Origin of the sequence: Streptomyces nodosus, from assembly GCF_008704995.1 — a bacterium.
Taxonomy (GTDB): Bacteria; Actinomycetota; Actinomycetes; order Streptomycetales; family Streptomycetaceae; genus Streptomyces; species Streptomyces nodosus.
The window spans coordinates 7454403-7470222 of record NZ_CP023747.1; the positions used below are offsets into that span (position 1 = coordinate 7454403).

The following is a 15820-nucleotide window of genomic DNA, read 5'->3' on the forward strand; positions in this document are numbered from 1 at the left end:
AGTGGTGGCCCGGCGGGCGTGAGGCGCCTGAGCGGAGTAAGAAGCTGGGCGAGCTTCAGGAGGCTTTGAACAAGCTGGAGTTGGCCCAGTCAAAACACCGAGAGGAGACGGCGCAGGCACGGGCCGAGACTCTGGAGACCGTACAGCAAGGCGTGGCAGGACTATGCGGGGAGAACCGCGAGCTCCGCCGTCGGCAGGAGCGGATGCTGTCCGATCTGAATGGCGCCAAGGACGAGATGAGCGCCCTGCGGCTGGAGCTTGCTCAGGCGCTGCTGCAGGCGTCCTCCGCCGGGTCGGCGGAGGACGTGACTGACCATGATGCCGAACCGGACGAGGGCCCGGTACCGGAATCCGAGGCAGAGCTGTCCGCAGACGAGGAAACGGATCAAGGGGAGGGGACCATGACTGACGAGAGCGCACGGACCGAGGGCGCGGCACCGGGCAGGGGGTCGGAGGAGTCCGCTGCCGGTGGCGCAGAGCTCAAGCGTGCCATTGAGTGTGCCTACCGGGGAGACGGTGGATCCACCGCCACGACGTCGACAGGTCGGGTGTCCGTAGGGCAGCACCCCCCGTCTGCCCGAGCGGCGACGGACGCCTGTAGCCCGCAGGAGCCCGAGCAGTGCGGCCCGGTGGCGCACGGTGTGCTGTTGTTGAAGGCGGCCGGGGCCGCCTCCGTCGAGCTGGTACTGCACCGTGACACCTGGGAGTTCGTTCTCGGGCGTGCCGTCGGGCACGACCACTTCCGTCTGCCGCCGGACATGAAGGACCTCGGGAACGGCCGTGTCCGGGTGGCCCTGTCGGGGCGCTCGCTGATCGCGGTGCTGATCCAGTTGTGGCAGACCCGCAGCGAGGCCGACCCCCTCCAGGCCGACTGGACCCTGGCGGTCGCCGTCTACTGCCGCATCGCCGAGCGGCTCAGCGGTGTCGTCCCCTCCGGGCGCCCCATCACCATCGTTCTGGACGACGGGGTCGAGGACGCGGAAGGTCAGGGACGGACGGACCATGACGGGGACGACGGAACGTCACGGCCGCCGGGGCAGTGATTCCGGTCCTGTCTCGTAATGAATGAACCCCGCCCTGTGTGTACAGGGCGGGGTTCATGTCCGAGCGCCGGGCAGGCCTTGCACCTGCATCTTCCCGCAGGAAGCGGGACGTCTTTCCTTGGACTACCAACGCGCGACCCGGCACCAGGAGTTCTGGTGACCAGCTCAAGATCCAGTATAGGGCATGCCCCGGCTCGAGAAGCCCGCGTGAGCGCAGCCTGAACTCGCCGCGTTCACTTCGACGTTCTCTCAGGGACTCCTGGAATCAACCCGAGATTCTCATCCGCTCATCATCTGGCGTTGGTTGCCTCTACCTGGCCGCCGGTCCGCAACGTATGAGCAAGGAGACGCATGGTGTTCCTGTCGAGGGCAGCCGCCGCGCGCGGAAGCCGGGCCGATCACACCCGGCCGGAGCAGGGCGGGGGACAGGGCGGTGAGGAACCGCTGCATGTGGCCAGCCGGCTGCATGCGTTCAACCGGTTCGAGCTGAAGTATCTGGTCCCGGTGGACCAGGCGGCGGAGATCCGGGACGAGTTGGCCGAGCGGATGGACCAGGACCCGTACAGTCCGGTCGGCGGCTACGGCGTGTGGAGCCTTTACTACGACACTCCTCAGCTGCGGTTCTACTGGGAGAAGATCGAGGGTCTGAAGTTCCGCCGCAAGCTGCGCATCCGCCACTACGGCGACCTCGACGGCGTCACCGATGAGTCGCCGGTGTGCGTGGAGATCAAGCAGCGGGTCAACCGGGTCACCCAGAAGCGCCGCATCACCCTTCCCTACGGCACTGCACGTCAGCTGTGCGACGGCCGCGAGACGGTGCGGCACTCGGCGAGGGAGAGCGCCTTCATCCAGGAGGTCCTCGAACTCGTCGTGAGGTTGAACCTGCGGCCCACCGTGATCACCGGCTATCAGCGTGAGGCCCTGGTGGGCCGGGACGCGGACACCGGTCTGCGGGTCACCTTCGACCGCCGGATCCGCGGACGGGACCGGGACTTCCACTTCGGCATCGCGCGGCCGGAGAACCGGTTCACCGTCCCGCCGCATCTGTCGGTCATGGAGATCAAGGTCAACGACCGCACCCCCCACTGGATCACCGACCTGGCCGCACGCCGCAATCTCCACCTCGTACGGATCTCGAAGTATGTGCAGTCCGTCGAGGCATTCGGCCTGGCGCCCCGCTCGCTCTTCCACATCGACGAGGCGGACCATCCGTCGGCCACCCCCACCGAAGAACAGCCGCCCCAGCAGCGGCCGGCGCAGGACGCGCCGTTGAAAGCAGGAGCACAGTGAACTTCGATCTCAAACTCCAGGAACTGAGCGGCACGTTCAGTGTGGCCGATGTCGTGGCGGCGATGGCGCTGTCGTTCATCCTGTCCACGCTGATCGGTTATGCGTACCGGTACACGCACCGCAATGTCTCCTACAGCCAGTCCTACGTCCAGACCCTGGTCGTCGTCGGCATGATCGTCGCGTTGATCATGCTGGTCGTCGGTTCCAACCTGGCGCGCGCGTTCTCACTGGTCGGCGCGTTGTCCGTGGTCCGCTTCAGGAATGCGGTCAAGGAGACCAGGGACGTCGGCTTCATCTTCCTCGCCATGGCGATCGGCATGGCCTGCGGCGCCCGTTTCTACACGCTGGCCGCGGTCGGTGCCGTGGTGATCTGCGCCGTCATCATCGTGATGTTCAAGTTCAACTGGTTCGCCCTGAACGTGCAGCGACAGGTCGTCAAGGTCCAGGTCCCGGCCGGTGACGACTACACGCCGCAGATCCGTGATGTGCTGATCAAGTACACCAGCGAGTTCGAGCTGGTGAGCACCGAGACGATCCGCGGCGGCGCACTGAGCGAGATCTTCTACACGGTGCGGCTCAAGAAGGGTGCCGAGCCCGGCGACCTGGTCAGCGCGCTTCAGGAGCGTACGTCCGGACAGCGGGTCACCGTCCTGACCGGCTACGACACCACGGATCTGTGATGGAGGGCGACACCACCACGCGGCGCGGGCGACGGTTGCGGGACCGGCTTCCCCTCCGGCTGCGCCACCACTGGAAGCCGGTCGCGACGCTGGGCCTCGGGCTCGCCGCGATGGTCTACTTCCTGGGCGATGCGCGTATCTCCCCGTATGTCACCTCGTCCTCGCGGGTCGAGGCGGACGGCATCACCGAGAACGTCGGCGGACCGGTGGACCTGTACGACACCTCGGTGTCGCACTCGATCCAACTCACCTACCAGCAGACCGACTTCGACAAGATGATGAAAGAGTTCCGAGACGACGGCACCAAGGACTACATCGAGGCCGATCTCGTCATCGACGGGGTCTACCTCAATGACGTCGGGATCCGTCTCAAGGGCAACTCCACCCTGATGTCCCTGCGCGGAGACAAGGGCATGCCCGGCGGCGGCCGGAACCTGCCCGATGCCCCGCAGGGAGCTCAGGCCGGTGCCCCCGGCGGCATGGGCGGTTTCGGGGGCATGGGCGGGATGACGCAGTACGACCTGTCCGAGAAGAAGCCGGAGGAACTGCCCTGGCTCGTCAAGGTCGACGAGTTTGTGGAGGGCCGCGCGTACCAGGGTGAGCGGGAGATCTCGCTGCGCCCCGGCAGCAACGGCCAGGTGCCGCTGAACGAGGCGCTGTCGCTGTCGCTGATCGGAAAGAGCGGGCAGAAGGCCGAGCGGTACGCCTTCACCGAGCTGAGGGTGAACAATCGGCCCACCGCCACACGGCTCATGGTCGAGAGTCCCGACACCGACTACGCCGAGGACGTCGCCGACGGCCATGGGGTGCTGTACAAGGCCAAGGCGGGCGGCAGCTTCACCTATCGCGGCGACGATCCGACGGACTACGAGAGTTCCTTCAAGCAGCTCAACAAGAAGGGCAGCCAGGACCTCGAACCGGTGATGAAGCTCATCAAGTGGGCCGACCGGGCGTCGGACGAGGAGTTCGCCCGCGACCTCCATCTGTATATGGACGTCGACTCGCTGGCCGCCTATCTCGCGACGCAGAACCTGCTGCTGAACTTCGACGACATGGCCGGCCCCGGCAAGAACTACCTGCTGTGGTACGACCTGGACACCCAGAAGTTCTCCGTGCTGGGCTGGGACTACAACCTGACCTTCAGCGGGGACGCCACGGCGGGGCCCAAGGACTCCATCTCGAATCTGCCTCAGCAAGCGCCGTCCCGCGCCCCGGAGGGAAAGCCCGACGCCACCCTCGGCGGTATGCCGAGCGGAATGCCTGAGGGCCTGCCGAGCGGGATGCCCGGCGGCATGAACGGCAAGGACGGCCCGGGTGGCCTCATGGGGCATGTCCTGAAGACCAGGTTCCTGGAGTCCGACGCCTTCGAAGACGTCTATCTGAAGGCCTACCGGGCGCTGTACCAGAAGTTCTACCGGTCGGGTACGGCGGTCGAGGAGCTGCAGTCCATCGCGGACCAGGCCCGTTCCGCGGGCGCCGGTTCCAAGGAACTGGACACCGCCGTCACCCAGCTCAAGACCACCGTCACCGACCGCGCCGTGGCACTTGCCGAGGACCAGCAGGTGATCGGCTGAGCCCCCCACCGCCGCCATGTCTGCCCGTACCCCGAGGTGCCAGAACGTGATCGACCAGTACACCCCTGCACGGACACCCGTAGCCGGGCACACCGTCCTGGTCGTGGAGGACGACCCCAGCATCCGCACCCTGCTCACCTCCGCGCTCACCGCGGCCGGCTACACCGTGGCGAGCGCGGCCGACGGGCAGGAAGCCATGACCGAGGCCGGCAGCCGCCGGCCCGACCTGATCGTGCTGGACGTCATGCTGCCCGACACCGACGGCTTCCAGCTCACCCGCGATCTGCGAGCCCAGGGCACCTACACCCCGGTGCTGTTCCTCACCGCCCGCACCGGTGTCGAGGACCGCATCATCGGCCTGAGTTCCGGCGGCGACGACTATGTCACCAAGCCCTTCCACATCCAGGAGGTACTGCTGCGTATCCGCGCCATCCTGCGCCGCAGCAGCGCCCCCGCCTCCACCTCCGGAGTCCGCCCGCCGCTGCGCTACGCCGACCTCACCCTGGACGAGCGCACCCATGAGGTACGGCGCACCGGCCGGCTCCTGAAGCTGTCGCCGACCGAGTTCCGGCTTCTGGCCTGTCTGCTGTCCCGTCCCGAACGCGTCCTGGACAAGACGGAGATCCTCCAGCAGGTGTGGCAGTACGACTTCTCCGGCGACACCCGGATCGTCGACACCTATGTCAAGAATCTGCGCGGCAAGATCGACCGAGATCCGCCGGCACTGATCCACACCGTGCGCGGGGTCGGCTACTGCCTGCGGCTCCCTCGCGACGAGCCGAACACGGCCGCACGATGAGCCGGTCGAACCAGCCGCACCGGCTGCCGCGCCCGCGTTCCCTGCGCGGCCGCCTGGTGCTGATCGCCGGCCTGTTGGCGACCTGCGCGGTGGTCCTGTGCCAGATCGCCGGGCTGACCGTCCTGCGTACCTGGCTCACCGACCAGGTCGACGACCGGCTCTCCCACTTCCGCCCCCCGGCCGAGGTCTACCGCGATCTCGCCGACAACAACGGAGTGTTACGGCCCCCAGGTCCCGCTCCGAACAACGTCCTGCCTTCGGACTACCGCGTCTTCTTCTACGGTCAGGACGGACGTCTGCTGCCGTCCTCGCTGGGAAACGGCGACGGCCCCGGCCCACAACTCCCGGACAGCGCGGCCGATCTGCACCTGGTCCCGGGACGGCCCAGCACGGTCGCTGCCGAGAACTCGTCCGGATCCGGCTGGCGGGTGATCGACCATGCCGAGTCCGACGGCATCCACACCGTCGTCGCCCTTCCCCTGGACACCGTCGACGGTGCCACCACCAAACTGCTCTGGTTCAGCGTCGTTCTCGGCATCGCCGTCGCCGCCGGCGTCGTCGTCCTGGGCAATGTCGCCGTCCGTCTCGGCCTGCGTCCGCTCACCCGAGTCGAGCGGACCGCCCAGCGCATCACCGAGGGGGCCCTGGAACTCAACGTCCCCGTCGCCGATCCGGACACCGAGGTCGGCCGCCTCAGCCTGGCACTGAACACGATGCTCGACCGACTGCGCACCGCGCTGCACCGTACCGAGACCTCCGAACAGCGGCTGCGCCGCTTCATGGCGGACGCCGGACATGAACTGCGCACGCCCCTCACCGCGATCCAGGGATTCGCCGAACTCCTCCTCGAAGAACCCGGTATGAGCGAGCAGCGGCGGCATGAAGCCCACTCCTTGATCAACCACAATGCGGAGCGCATGAGCCGTCTGGTCGACGACCTCTTTCTCCTCGCCACGCTCGGCGACACGCCCCTTCCGCACCGGGAGCCCGTCGACCTGCTCTCGCTGGCCGCCGAGGCCATCGCCACCACCGCCGTCCGCCACCCACGGCGCGGCATCACCCTCGAACCGCTCATCAACCGAGCCGGCGGTCACCAGCGGGAACTCGACATCGTGGAAACGTCCGGTGATCCCCATCAGCTCGCCCAGGTACTCGGCAATCTGCTCTCCAACGCCTGCACCCACACCCCCGACGACGCCCCCGTCCATGTCAGGGTCGGCGCCGCTCACACCGGCGAACACGGCTGTGGCACGGACCGTCCCGACCGCTTCAGCACCGGCCCTGCCCCCGCACCCGGTACGCCCGTCTGCATCCTCGAGGTCGCCGATGGCGGCCCCGGTGTCGCCCTCGACGACGCGGCGCGGGTCTTCGATCGCTTCTATCGCGCCGCACCGTCCGGGCCGCGGTGCCGGCCGGGGTCCGGACTCGGCCTCGCCATAGCCGCGGCCATCGCCGAAATGCACCAGGGACGCCTGGAACTGGACACCCGCCCCGGCGAAGGCTGTACGTTCCGCCTCCTTCTCCCCAGCTCCGCACCCTGAACCAGCTCCGCACGATGAACCCCCGGCGCCGGGGGAGCGGTCGGCCGCCGCCCGAACGGGAACAGCGCTCAGGCCGCGACGACGGCCATGGCCCGCTCGGTGGCTTCACGGAGGACTGCGACGCTTCGAGTGAGCGCGTCGCGTTCCTCGGCATTCATGGCCGGCTCATGCATCTGCTGGACGCCACCCGCGCCCAGCACGCTGGAGAGGGAGAGCGTGACCCCGTACGTGGCGGAGTGGGCGGCGACGGGCAGCACCGCGTGTTCGTCCCGCAGCACCGCCTCGACCAGCCGGGCACTCACCGCGCCGATGCCGTACTGGCTGGCGCCGGTGCCCTCGATGATGGTGATGTTGGCGTAGCGGATGTCCTTCTCGACCGCCTCGCGCACCTGGTCCAGCGAATCGCCGCGCCCACCGAGCAGCTCGTCCACGGGGATGCCGCCGACCGTCGCCGAGGACCACAGCAACACCTCCGACGTCCCGTGCTCGCCGACCACCAGGGCCTGCACATCGCGCGGCCGGACCCGAAGCCGGTCGGCCAGCTGGACGCGGAACCGCAGACTGTCGATCAGGGTGCCCGTGGAGAACACCCGTTGGTGTCCGGCGAGCCGGAGGGTGAGGTCGGCCAGCGGGTCCGGGGGATCGGTGACCACCAGCAGCACGGCTTGCGGCGCGGCCGCCGCCACCTGGGGGACGACATCGGCGTAGACCTTGGCGTTGGTCTCCAGCAGCCGCAGGCGACCCCGAGGATCGGAGCGGTCGGTGGCGCCGCCCGCCTTCTCGTTGGCACCCGCGGTGATCACTACGATCCGGGCGTCGGCCAGGTCCTGGTAGCCCCCGGAGCGCACATCCACCACGGGGGACAGCGGCGCGGCGTAGCGGAGGTCCGCTGCGACACCGTCCGCGCGGGCCGAGTCGCGGTCGACCAGCACGATCTCACGGCAGCTTCCACCGCGTTCGACCAGGGACAGCGCCGTGGCGGACCCGACCGCGCCCACCCCTATGACGGCGACCTTCACGACTGTGCCTCCACGATCCACGGGGACAGGGCGGCTCCGTCGGCACGGGCACCACGACTTCACCGGCCCGGACCCCCAGCCTAGGACGGTGCCTCACCCCCTGCCACCGCAGGCGCCGCCCGTGCCGAACGGGCGGTTGCCAGTGCCGGTGAGTTCGAGGGCCCGTTCACCGGCCGTTGCCTTCCGTCTCGACCGCTCATCATCAACTCCCCGCGGTGGGCTCGCACTTCACCGTGCTGATCGACGTGGCGCGAAGTCATGCCGTCCGGCTAAGGTCGTCGCTCACCGAGGTAGATCATGATCGGAATCAATCTCTGGGGGAATTGATGCAGAGCGCGGATCCACCTGAGCAGCCACCGATACCGCCCGGGCAGCCCCCGAGCACCCCGCCGCCCCCTCCGCCGGTGTCGCCTCCGCCGGCCCCGCCACTCCTGGGTGGCGTGGATCTACGGGTCAGCAGACGCCTGCTGTGGATCGGCAGTGCCGCATACCCGCTGCACAACATCGCGCGGGTGCATACGTTGACCCTTCATCCCAAACGCAAGGAAGCCGTGCTGCGCTTCCTGAAGAACGGCGCGATCATCATGGCGACGGCGATCGCGCTCACCATCCTGAGCAGCGTCACGGCCCTCGCGAGCACGAGCACGGCCGGCGGTCTGATCCTGTTCGTCTGGCTCGGAGCCGGGGCCATGCTGGTCTACTCCCTGGTGGAGATGGCGTCGGTGCTGAACGCCCCGGCGCACTACGTTCTGGCCGTCGAGACATCCGGGCCGTCCACGGCGGTGGTCACCAGCAGGGACCCGGCGCATCTGAATCATCTCGTCGGTCAGATCGCCCATGCGATCGACCACCCCGAAGCCGAGTTCCAGGTGAAGGTGGAGAGCATCACGGTCTCTCCGAACCACTACTACTTCGGGGACAACGTCAATATGTACGGCGGCAGCGGCAACGTGGGGATCACGACATGAGCGGCGACACCTACCACTTCGGCGACAACGTGAACATGCACGGCGGCCGGGACAACATCGGCATCGTCAAGAACCAGGCCGCCGGGGAGTCCGGGTCATCCGTGGAGACACTGCTCGCGGCCGTGCGGCTGCTGCGTGAGCAGGTCTCCGAGCAGGACAGGGAGGTCCTCGACGACGCGGTGGGGACGATCGGTACGGACCCGGGTTCCTCGAACGGCGCGGTACACCGGGCGCTCGCGAGTATCGCCGGTATCGCCTCGATGGTGGGCGCCGTCGGCGTTCCCGTCATCGAGGCGGTGCAGGGGGTACGAGCGGCTCTCGGGAGCTGACTCACCGCACCCCCGGCCGGTCGTGCCCGGAGCGCCGGTGCAGTCCCCCGGACGTTTGCCCTGGCGCGGCGGTGTTTCCTAGGCTTCCTTGAAGATCACGCATCGGGGAGGCACAGGAGTGGAACCGCAGGACGGCGGGCCGGAGGCCGAGAGGACCGTGGACGAGTTCCCCGACTGGTTCATCGAGAGCTTCGCCGACTACTGGCAGAGCATGGGCTCCTCCCGCATCGAGGGACGCATCGCCGGATACCTCATGGCCAGCGAGGCCACTGAGGGGGTGTCGGCGGAGGAACTGGCCAAGGCGGTCGGCGCCAGCCGCGGTTCCGTGTCGACGTACACCCGCAGCCTGATCGCGGCGGGATTCGTCCGGCTGGTGCGGCGGCCCGACGACCGCGCCCACTACTACGTCATGGACGAGGACGTCTGGGCCGGCTTCCTGGACAAGGAGCAGCAGTATCTGCGCGGTCAGCGGGCGCTCGCGGCGCGGGCCCTCGCACGGACCACCCCCGGCGGTCCCGCCCATGAACGCATCCGCAACATGCGCGACTACCTGGGCTGGCTGCTGGAGGTCCAGCAACTCCCCGATGCATGGCGGCGTTACAAGGCGGAGCGGGACGCCGGGGAACACTAGGGCCGCATCAGCCGGCGCTCGCCCGCCCCGTGTGATGGCGTCCGAGGGGAAGGACGAGAGGGGCGCCCGACACCGGGTCCTCGATGACCTCGGCCCGGAGGCCGAACACGTCCGCGACGGTCCGCGGGGTCACCACCTCGGCCGCGCTCCCCGTGGCGTACAGGGTGCCGTTCTTGACGGCGACGAGGTGGTCGGCGTAGCGGGCGGCCAGGTTCAGGTCGTGCAGCACCATCACGACGGTGGTGCCCCGGTCGCGGTTGAGGTCGGTGAGCAGGTCCAGGACCTCCACCTGGTGGGTGACGTCGAGATAGGTGGTCGGCTCGTCGAGCAGGAGGAGTTCGGTCTCCTGGGCGAGGGCCGTCGCGATCCACACCCGCTGGCGCTGCCCGCCGGAGAGCTCGTCCACGGACCGGTCGGCCAGCTCCAGGACCCCGGTGGCCTCCATCGCCCGTGCCACCGCCGCGTCGTCCGTGGACGTCCAGCGGCTGAGCAGTGTGTGGTGCGGAGTACGGCCGCGGGCGACCAGGTCGGCCACCGCGATGCCCTCGGGAGCCACCGGGGACTGGGGGAGCAGCCCGAGGGCGCGGGCGACCCGCCGGGTGGGAGTGCGGTGGATGTCCTTGCCGTCGAGCAGCACGGCCCCGCGTTCGGGTGCGAGCAGCCGGGCCATGCCCCGCAGCAGGGTGGATTTGCCGCAGGCGTTCGCGCCGACGATCACGGTCACCCGCCCCGGCGGGACGCTCAGGCTGAGCCCGTCGATGACGGTCCGCCCGCCGTAACCGAAGCGGGCGCCTTCGACGGTGAGGGTACGGGCGGCGGTCACAGGGCTCCTCGGGTACGACGGGACCGGACAAGGAACCACAGCAGACACGGTGCGCCGAGGGCTCCGGTGACGACACCGACGGGGAAGCGGGTGTCGAAGGCGAACTGGCCGATCAGATCGGCGGCCAGCACGAGAGCCGCGCCGGTGAGGGCGGCGGGCAGCAACGGGGAACCGTTGCCGCCGGTCAGCCGGTCTGCGATGGGCGCGGACAGGAATGCCACGAACGCGATCGGGCCGGTGGCGGCGGTCGCGAGCGCGATCAGGCCGACCGCGCAGAGGACCAGCGCCAGACGGCTCGCCTCGACCCTGGTGCCCAGGGCCCGGGCGCTGTCGTCGCCGAGCCGGAGCGCGCCGAGCGGGCGGTCGAGGGCCAGCAGTACGGCCGACAGCGGAAGCACCCCGGCGGCCAGCGGACCCACCCCGTCCCAGAACGCGGAGCCGAGGCTGCCGGTCAGCCAGCGCATCGCCTCCTGCACGTCCCAGGCCGGGGCGCGCAGCAGCAGATAGGAGACCACGCTGTTGAGGAGCGCGCCGACGCCGATGCCGACCAGGACCAGCCGGGCCCCGAGCACCCCCTGCCGGTAGGTGAGCAGATAGATGGCGAGGGCCACCGCGACACCGGCGGGCACGGCGATCAGGAAGACCGAGGTGCCGCTCAGCCCCAGGACGACGATCGAGAACACCGCCGCGGCACTCGCCCCCGAGGTGATGCCGATGACGTCCGGGCTGGCGAGCAGGTTCCGCAGCAGCGTCTGGAAGGTCGCCCCGGCCAGTCCGAAGGCGAACCCGGCCAGCGCTCCGGTGAGGGCCCGGGGCAGCCGCAGCCGCCCCACCGTGAAGGAGGCGCCGGGCACCCGCTCGCCGAGGACGACGCGCAGCACGTCATCGGGCGAGTAGAGGGTATGGCCGACGCAGAGGCCGGTGAGGAACAGGGCGATCAGCAGGGCCGCGAGCCCGGCGACGGCGGTACGCCGGCGGCGGACACGGCGTCGGCGGCCGTGGCGGATCGATGCGATGGACGACGTACTCACAGTTCCCGCACCTTCTGCCGTCGTGCCACCGCGATGAACACCGGAGCCCCGATCACCGCCGTCACGATGCCCACCTCCATGTCCCCGGGCCGGGCCAGCAGACGCCCCGTGACATCGGCGAGGGTGACCAGCGCCGCACCGCCGAGCGCGGAGAACGGCAGCACCCAGCGGTTGTCGGGGCCGATGAGCAGCCGGACCAGGTGCGGTACGACCAGACCGACGAAGCCGATCGGACCGGCCGCGGCGGTCGCCGCTCCGCACAGCAGCACGGCCCCGGCGGCGGCCAGCAGCCGGGTGCGGGCGACATGTTCGCCGAGTCCGGTGGCGAAGTCGTCGCCGAGGGAGAGCGCGTTGAGGCCGGGCGCGGAGGCCAGACTGAGGACGAAGCCGACGGCCAGCAGCGGCAGCACCTGGAGCATGCCGGACGTGGAGGCCCCGCCCACCCCGCCGATCTGCCAGAACCGGAAGGTGTCCACCACATCGATACGAGGCAGCAGCACCGCACTCACCAGTGAGGACAGGGCGGCCGTGACCATCGTCCCGACCAGCGCCAGCTTCACGGGGGTCGCCCCGCCACGCCCGCGCGAGCCGATGACGTACACCAGCACCGCCGCCGCCCCGGCTCCCGCGACCGCCAGCCACACATACTGCTCCGGCGCGCTGATGCCGAGGTAGGCGATGCCGCAGACCACGGCCAGCGCGGCACCCGCGTTGACGCCGAGGATGCCGGGATCGGCCAGCGGATTGCGGGTCAGGCTCTGCATCACGGCGCCGGCCGTGCCGAGTGCCGCGCCGACCAGCAGCGCGAGCCCCGTGCGGGGGACGCGCTGCCGGACGGCGGCCCGGGCGAGGGAGCCGTGTTCACCGTGGACGAGGGCGGCGAAGGTGTCGCCGGGGGAGACTGTGCGGGCACCGAGCATGACGGAGAGCACGGCCGCGACCGCGACCAGCAGGACACACAGCGGCAGCCACAGCAGGGGACGTGTGCGTGTGATCACTTGAGGTGTCGTGCGGCGTCGGCCAGCAGACCGGCGTACTCGTCGGTGGTGGCGGGGATGGTGAGTGCGGTGGGCGGGGAGAGCGCGGCGGCCAGTTCGGAGTTCTGCGGGATCACCACGACCGCTCCCCTGGCGATGGCCGGGATCTTGCCGAGCAGCGGGTCCTTCTGGAGTCGGCCGAGGAGCTTGTCGTCGCCATAGGTGACGATGATGTCGACGTCGTCGAAGACATCGGCCTTCTCCGCGCTGAGCGTCGCGTAGAACTCCTTCGTCTTCGCGGACAGTTCGGTCAGGCTCGCCGGCATCTTCATGCCCAGGTCGACGGAGAACTGGTTCCGGACGTCATGACTGGTGTAATAGCCGACCTTGCTGAAGTCCTTGGGGTCGAAGTAGCCGACCATCGCGGTACGGCCCTTGAGAGCGGGGTGGGCGTCGGCCGCGCCGTGGATCGTCTTCTCCAGGCCGGTGACCAGCGCGTCGCCCTTGTCGGCCAGGCCCAGCGCCTTCGCGTCGAGCCGGATGGTGTCCCGCCAGCCGGTGCCGAACGGGGTTCCGGGGTAGGCGACGGTCGGGGCGATCTCGCTGAGCGTCGTGTAATCGGCCTTGCTCATGCCGGAGTACGCGGCGAGGATCACATCGGGCCGGGTGTCGGCTATCGCCTCGAAGTCCAGGCCGTCGGACTCGTCGAACAGGGTCGGGGTGGGGGCCTTGAGCTCGGTGAGCTTCTTCTGGGTCCAGGACAGCACCCCGTCGCCGTCCTGGTCGCCGTAGGTCTGCTTCGGGATGCCGACGGGGACGACACCGAGGGCGAGGGCGGCGTCGTGGTTGCTCCACACGATCGTCGCGACCCGCTCGGGCTTCTTGTCGATCACCGTGGTGCCGAAGGCGTTCTTGAGGGTGACCGGGAAGGTCCCGGCCGCGGCGGGGGCCTTGGGCGAAGCGGCCGTGTCGTCGCCCGAGCCGCAGCCCGCCAGGGCGAGCAGGACGGCGGCCGAGCAGGCGGCCATGGTCTTTCTGAGGGAGGGGAGTCTCATATGGCGTCATCCGGGTGGTGCGGGAACCGCAGGGCGGCAGGAACAGAGGTAAGGCTAGCCTTACCGGACCTTGCTTTCAAATTTTTTGAAAGCAAGGTCCGGTGCTCCGTTCACGCCCCGGACGAAACCGGTGCCGACACGACGCTCCTGGACGAGCCCCGCGTCGGCGCCTCACGACGCGAGGGCTCTCACGCCGGGGGCCTCTCCTCGACGAGGCGGAGCGCGAGAAGGCCGCCGATGCCCGGGACGAGGGCGGTGGCCTTGACGGCGGTCGTGGCCCGTCCGAGGCGCCAGGTCAGTCCGATGACGAAGAGGTAGGCGCAGCCGTGGGCCGGTCCCATCAGGGAGGAGACGGACTTCAGATGCACGGTGGCCAGGTTGGCCAACATGATGATCAGCGAGACGAGTTCGAGGTGCGCGGCGACGCGCAGCGGGCGAAGGTGCACGGTCAGGCCCCGGTGGTGGAGCCGGGGCGGATGATCATCAGTACGGTGACCGTCGCCCAGAGCAGGTTGAAGACGCCGGTGAGCATGGCCAGCCGGCCTGCCGCTCGGGACGCGGGGCCGAGCGCCGCGTCCTGAAGGGCGGTCAGCTCGCGGCCCTGGGTGGGCAGGAGCAGAAGGGCCAGTACGGCGGCGGCTGCGGCGGTCAGCAGAATCGAGGTGATCAGCCATCCGTCGCCCAGGACGCCGAGGCTGCTCGCGGTGGCGAACCCGAAGACGGGCACCGCGACGCCGATGGTCGCGTACACACGGCAGATGCGGTGCAGTACCCGCAGGGTGGCGAGCGCCTCACGGTCGCCGGGGGCGAGGTGGGCGCGGCGCAGCGCCGGGGGGAACATGCTGGCGGCGACGGTGACCGGGCCGACGGCCACCACGGCGGCCAGGACGTGCAGGGAGAGGAAGAGTTTCGTCATCGTCAGTGTCCCGTGCCTGCCCGGAGGGTGCGGCGCTCGCCGGTGACCTTGGAAGCCGGAAGGCGTCCCGCCCGGGAGCTTCCCGCGAGCGTGTCGCCGTCGATGGTCACGGCGAAGGCCAGATTCAGCCGCAGTGGTCTGGTGATGGCCTGCCTCCAGGTGAGCCGGTCGCCGTCGAGGACCACGTCGCTGAGCGGCACGTCCTCTCCCGCCCCGTGGGCGGTTCCGACGAGAACGCCGTCCTCGCGGTGGAACTCCGCGACGGCCTCGATGCTGCCGATAGGGGTGGAGACCGTCAGGTCCCAGGTGCCTTCTGCGGGCATGCTGATGTTCTCTCTCATGGTGTGGTGCGCGTGGGCGGTGCAGGGTGAGGGAAGCCGGGTCACGGGCGCGCGGGCTCCGGGCCCTCGGCACGCCAGACGGTGCCGCGGCGCTCATGGGCGAACAGTTCTTCGACGGCATGAGCGATCCGGGGGCCCACCTCGCGCTCCAGCAGATAAAGGCCCAGATCGAGACCGGAGGTGACCCCGGCACCGGTGACGAGGTCGCCGTCATCGACGACCCGCGCGTTCACCGCGTGCACTCCGGTGGCGTCGAGCAGGTCCATACCCCTGTGGTGGGTGGTCGCATGGCGTCCCTCCAGCAGGCCCGCCATGGCCAGGACGAGCGAGCCGCCGCACACCGCGCAGACCGTCACCTCGGGGTTCTCCGTCGCGGCCGTCAGCAGCGCGGGCAACTCGGTGGTCAGGGTGCGGCCCAGCAGCACCGGGATGGATGCGTCCCGCTGACACGACCCGGCCCCCGCGTCATGGCCCGGGACCTCGCCGGGCTCTCCGACGCGGCCCGAGGCGCCGGGGACCAGGACCAGACCGGCACGCCCGGGATCGAGGGCGGCGGTGGCCCGCAGCGCCAGCCCTCCGGTGCCGCTCACCACCTCCCGCGGACCTTCGGCGGACACCAGCTCCACGCTCACCGCCCCGCCGGAGGCGACACCTCCGGCATACAACACCTCGTAGGGGGCGATGACATCGAGGGGATCGAAGCCGTCGAACAGGACGATCTGGGCGAGCATGGGGGTGTCCTTCGCGTGCGGATGCGGCCGGTCCTCTCCCGGCCCGGCCTCAAGCTATGCGCGGATCACCAC

The 15820-nt window shown here is 69.6% G+C and carries 18 protein-coding genes; 9 read left to right on the top strand and 9 right to left on the bottom strand.

The genetic code is table 11. The annotated features are described in order from the left end of the window. The first annotated feature begins 65 nt into the window (after positions 1 to 65). From CP978_RS35325 to CP978_RS33230, 6 genes are all read left to right on the top strand, one after another. Complete coding sequence (locus CP978_RS35325) at positions 66 to 1043, top strand: hypothetical protein (RefSeq protein ID WP_144401525.1); 978 nt, start codon at positions 66 to 68, stop codon at positions 1041 to 1043. A gap of 450 nt (positions 1044 to 1493) precedes the next feature. Then, a complete protein-coding gene (locus CP978_RS33210; RefSeq protein WP_043450180.1) occupies positions 1494 to 2333 on the top strand; it encodes a polyphosphate polymerase domain-containing protein in 840 nt (279 codons plus the stop codon). After that, on the top strand, positions 2330 to 3013 hold the full coding sequence (locus CP978_RS33215) for a DUF4956 domain-containing protein (RefSeq protein ID WP_043447214.1): 684 nt from the start codon (positions 2330 to 2332) through the stop codon (positions 3011 to 3013). The genes CP978_RS33210 and CP978_RS33215 overlap by 4 nt, the downstream gene beginning before the upstream one ends. Beyond that, positions 3013 to 4587 carry a CotH kinase family protein gene (locus CP978_RS33220; RefSeq protein WP_150478356.1) on the top strand — a complete coding sequence of 525 codons (1575 nt, stop codon included), beginning with the start codon at positions 3013 to 3015 and terminating at the stop codon, positions 4585 to 4587. The genes CP978_RS33215 and CP978_RS33220 overlap by 1 nt, the downstream gene beginning before the upstream one ends. A 46-nt stretch (positions 4588 to 4633) precedes the next feature. Beyond that, complete coding sequence (locus tag CP978_RS33225) at positions 4634 to 5386, top strand: response regulator transcription factor (RefSeq protein WP_052454446.1); 753 nt, start codon at positions 4634 to 4636, stop codon at positions 5384 to 5386. After that, positions 5383 to 6927, top strand: coding sequence for a sensor histidine kinase (locus CP978_RS33230; protein ID WP_043447217.1), 1545 nt, complete (start codon positions 5383 to 5385; stop codon positions 6925 to 6927). Before CP978_RS33225 ends, CP978_RS33230 begins: the two co-directional genes overlap by 4 nt. 68 nt (positions 6928 to 6995) lie before the next feature. Here CP978_RS33230 and CP978_RS33235 read toward each other — a convergent pair whose 3' ends face one another. Further along, positions 6996 to 7946 (bottom strand): lactate/malate family dehydrogenase, encoded by a 951-nt coding sequence (locus CP978_RS33235; protein WP_043447220.1) that lies wholly within the window; start codon positions 7944 to 7946, stop codon positions 6996 to 6998. 440 nt (positions 7947 to 8386) lie between these two features. Here CP978_RS33235 and CP978_RS33245 point away from each other — a divergent pair, with 440 nt between their 5' ends. From CP978_RS33245 to CP978_RS33255, 3 genes are all read left to right on the top strand, one after another. Then, on the top strand, positions 8387 to 8914 hold the full coding sequence (locus CP978_RS33245) for a DUF6232 family protein (RefSeq protein ID WP_311775059.1): 528 nt from the start codon (positions 8387 to 8389) through the stop codon (positions 8912 to 8914). Further along, on the top strand, positions 8911 to 9243 hold the full coding sequence (locus CP978_RS33250; protein WP_043447222.1) for a hypothetical protein: 333 nt from the start codon (positions 8911 to 8913) through the stop codon (positions 9241 to 9243). Before CP978_RS33245 ends, CP978_RS33250 begins: the two co-directional genes overlap by 4 nt. A 118-nt stretch (positions 9244 to 9361) precedes the next feature. Further along, complete coding sequence (locus CP978_RS33255) at positions 9362 to 9874, top strand: GbsR/MarR family transcriptional regulator (RefSeq protein ID WP_174498705.1); 513 nt, start codon at positions 9362 to 9364, stop codon at positions 9872 to 9874. Positions 9875 to 9881: 7 nt separating this feature from the next. Here the strand turns inward: CP978_RS33255 and CP978_RS33260 are convergent, their stop codons facing one another. From CP978_RS33260 to CP978_RS33295, 8 genes are all read right to left on the bottom strand, one after another. After that, a complete protein-coding gene (locus CP978_RS33260) occupies positions 9882 to 10697 on the bottom strand; it encodes an ABC transporter ATP-binding protein (protein ID WP_043447224.1) in 816 nt (271 codons plus the stop codon). Then, complete coding sequence (locus CP978_RS33265) at positions 10694 to 11728, bottom strand: FecCD family ABC transporter permease (RefSeq protein WP_043447226.1); 1035 nt, start codon at positions 11726 to 11728, stop codon at positions 10694 to 10696. Before CP978_RS33265 ends, CP978_RS33260 begins: the two co-directional genes overlap by 4 nt. Beyond that, positions 11725 to 12726 carry a FecCD family ABC transporter permease gene (locus tag CP978_RS33270; RefSeq protein WP_227745581.1) on the bottom strand — a complete coding sequence of 334 codons (1002 nt, stop codon included), beginning with the start codon at positions 12724 to 12726 and terminating at the stop codon, positions 11725 to 11727. Before CP978_RS33270 ends, CP978_RS33265 begins: the two co-directional genes overlap by 4 nt. Next, on the bottom strand, positions 12723 to 13760 hold the full coding sequence (locus tag CP978_RS33275) for an iron-siderophore ABC transporter substrate-binding protein (protein ID WP_052454447.1): 1038 nt from the start codon (positions 13758 to 13760) through the stop codon (positions 12723 to 12725). Before CP978_RS33275 ends, CP978_RS33270 begins: the two co-directional genes overlap by 4 nt. A 188-nt stretch (positions 13761 to 13948) precedes the next feature. After that, positions 13949 to 14206, bottom strand: a complete 258-nt coding sequence (locus CP978_RS33280; protein WP_043447232.1) for a hypothetical protein — start codon at positions 14204 to 14206, stop codon at positions 13949 to 13951. Positions 14207 to 14208: 2 nt separating this feature from the next. After that, the gene (locus CP978_RS33285; RefSeq protein ID WP_043447234.1) at positions 14209 to 14676 is read right to left on the bottom strand and encodes a membrane protein; all 468 of its coding nucleotides are present in this window, start codon (positions 14674 to 14676) and stop codon (positions 14209 to 14211) included. Positions 14677 to 14678: 2 nt separating this feature from the next. After that, complete coding sequence (locus CP978_RS33290) at positions 14679 to 14999, bottom strand: hypothetical protein (RefSeq protein WP_043450194.1); 321 nt, start codon at positions 14997 to 14999, stop codon at positions 14679 to 14681. 59 nt (positions 15000 to 15058) lie between these two features. Continuing rightward, positions 15059 to 15748 (bottom strand): DJ-1/PfpI family protein, encoded by a 690-nt coding sequence (locus CP978_RS33295; RefSeq protein WP_043447237.1) that lies wholly within the window; start codon positions 15746 to 15748, stop codon positions 15059 to 15061. Positions 15749 to 15820 lie beyond the last annotated feature (72 nt).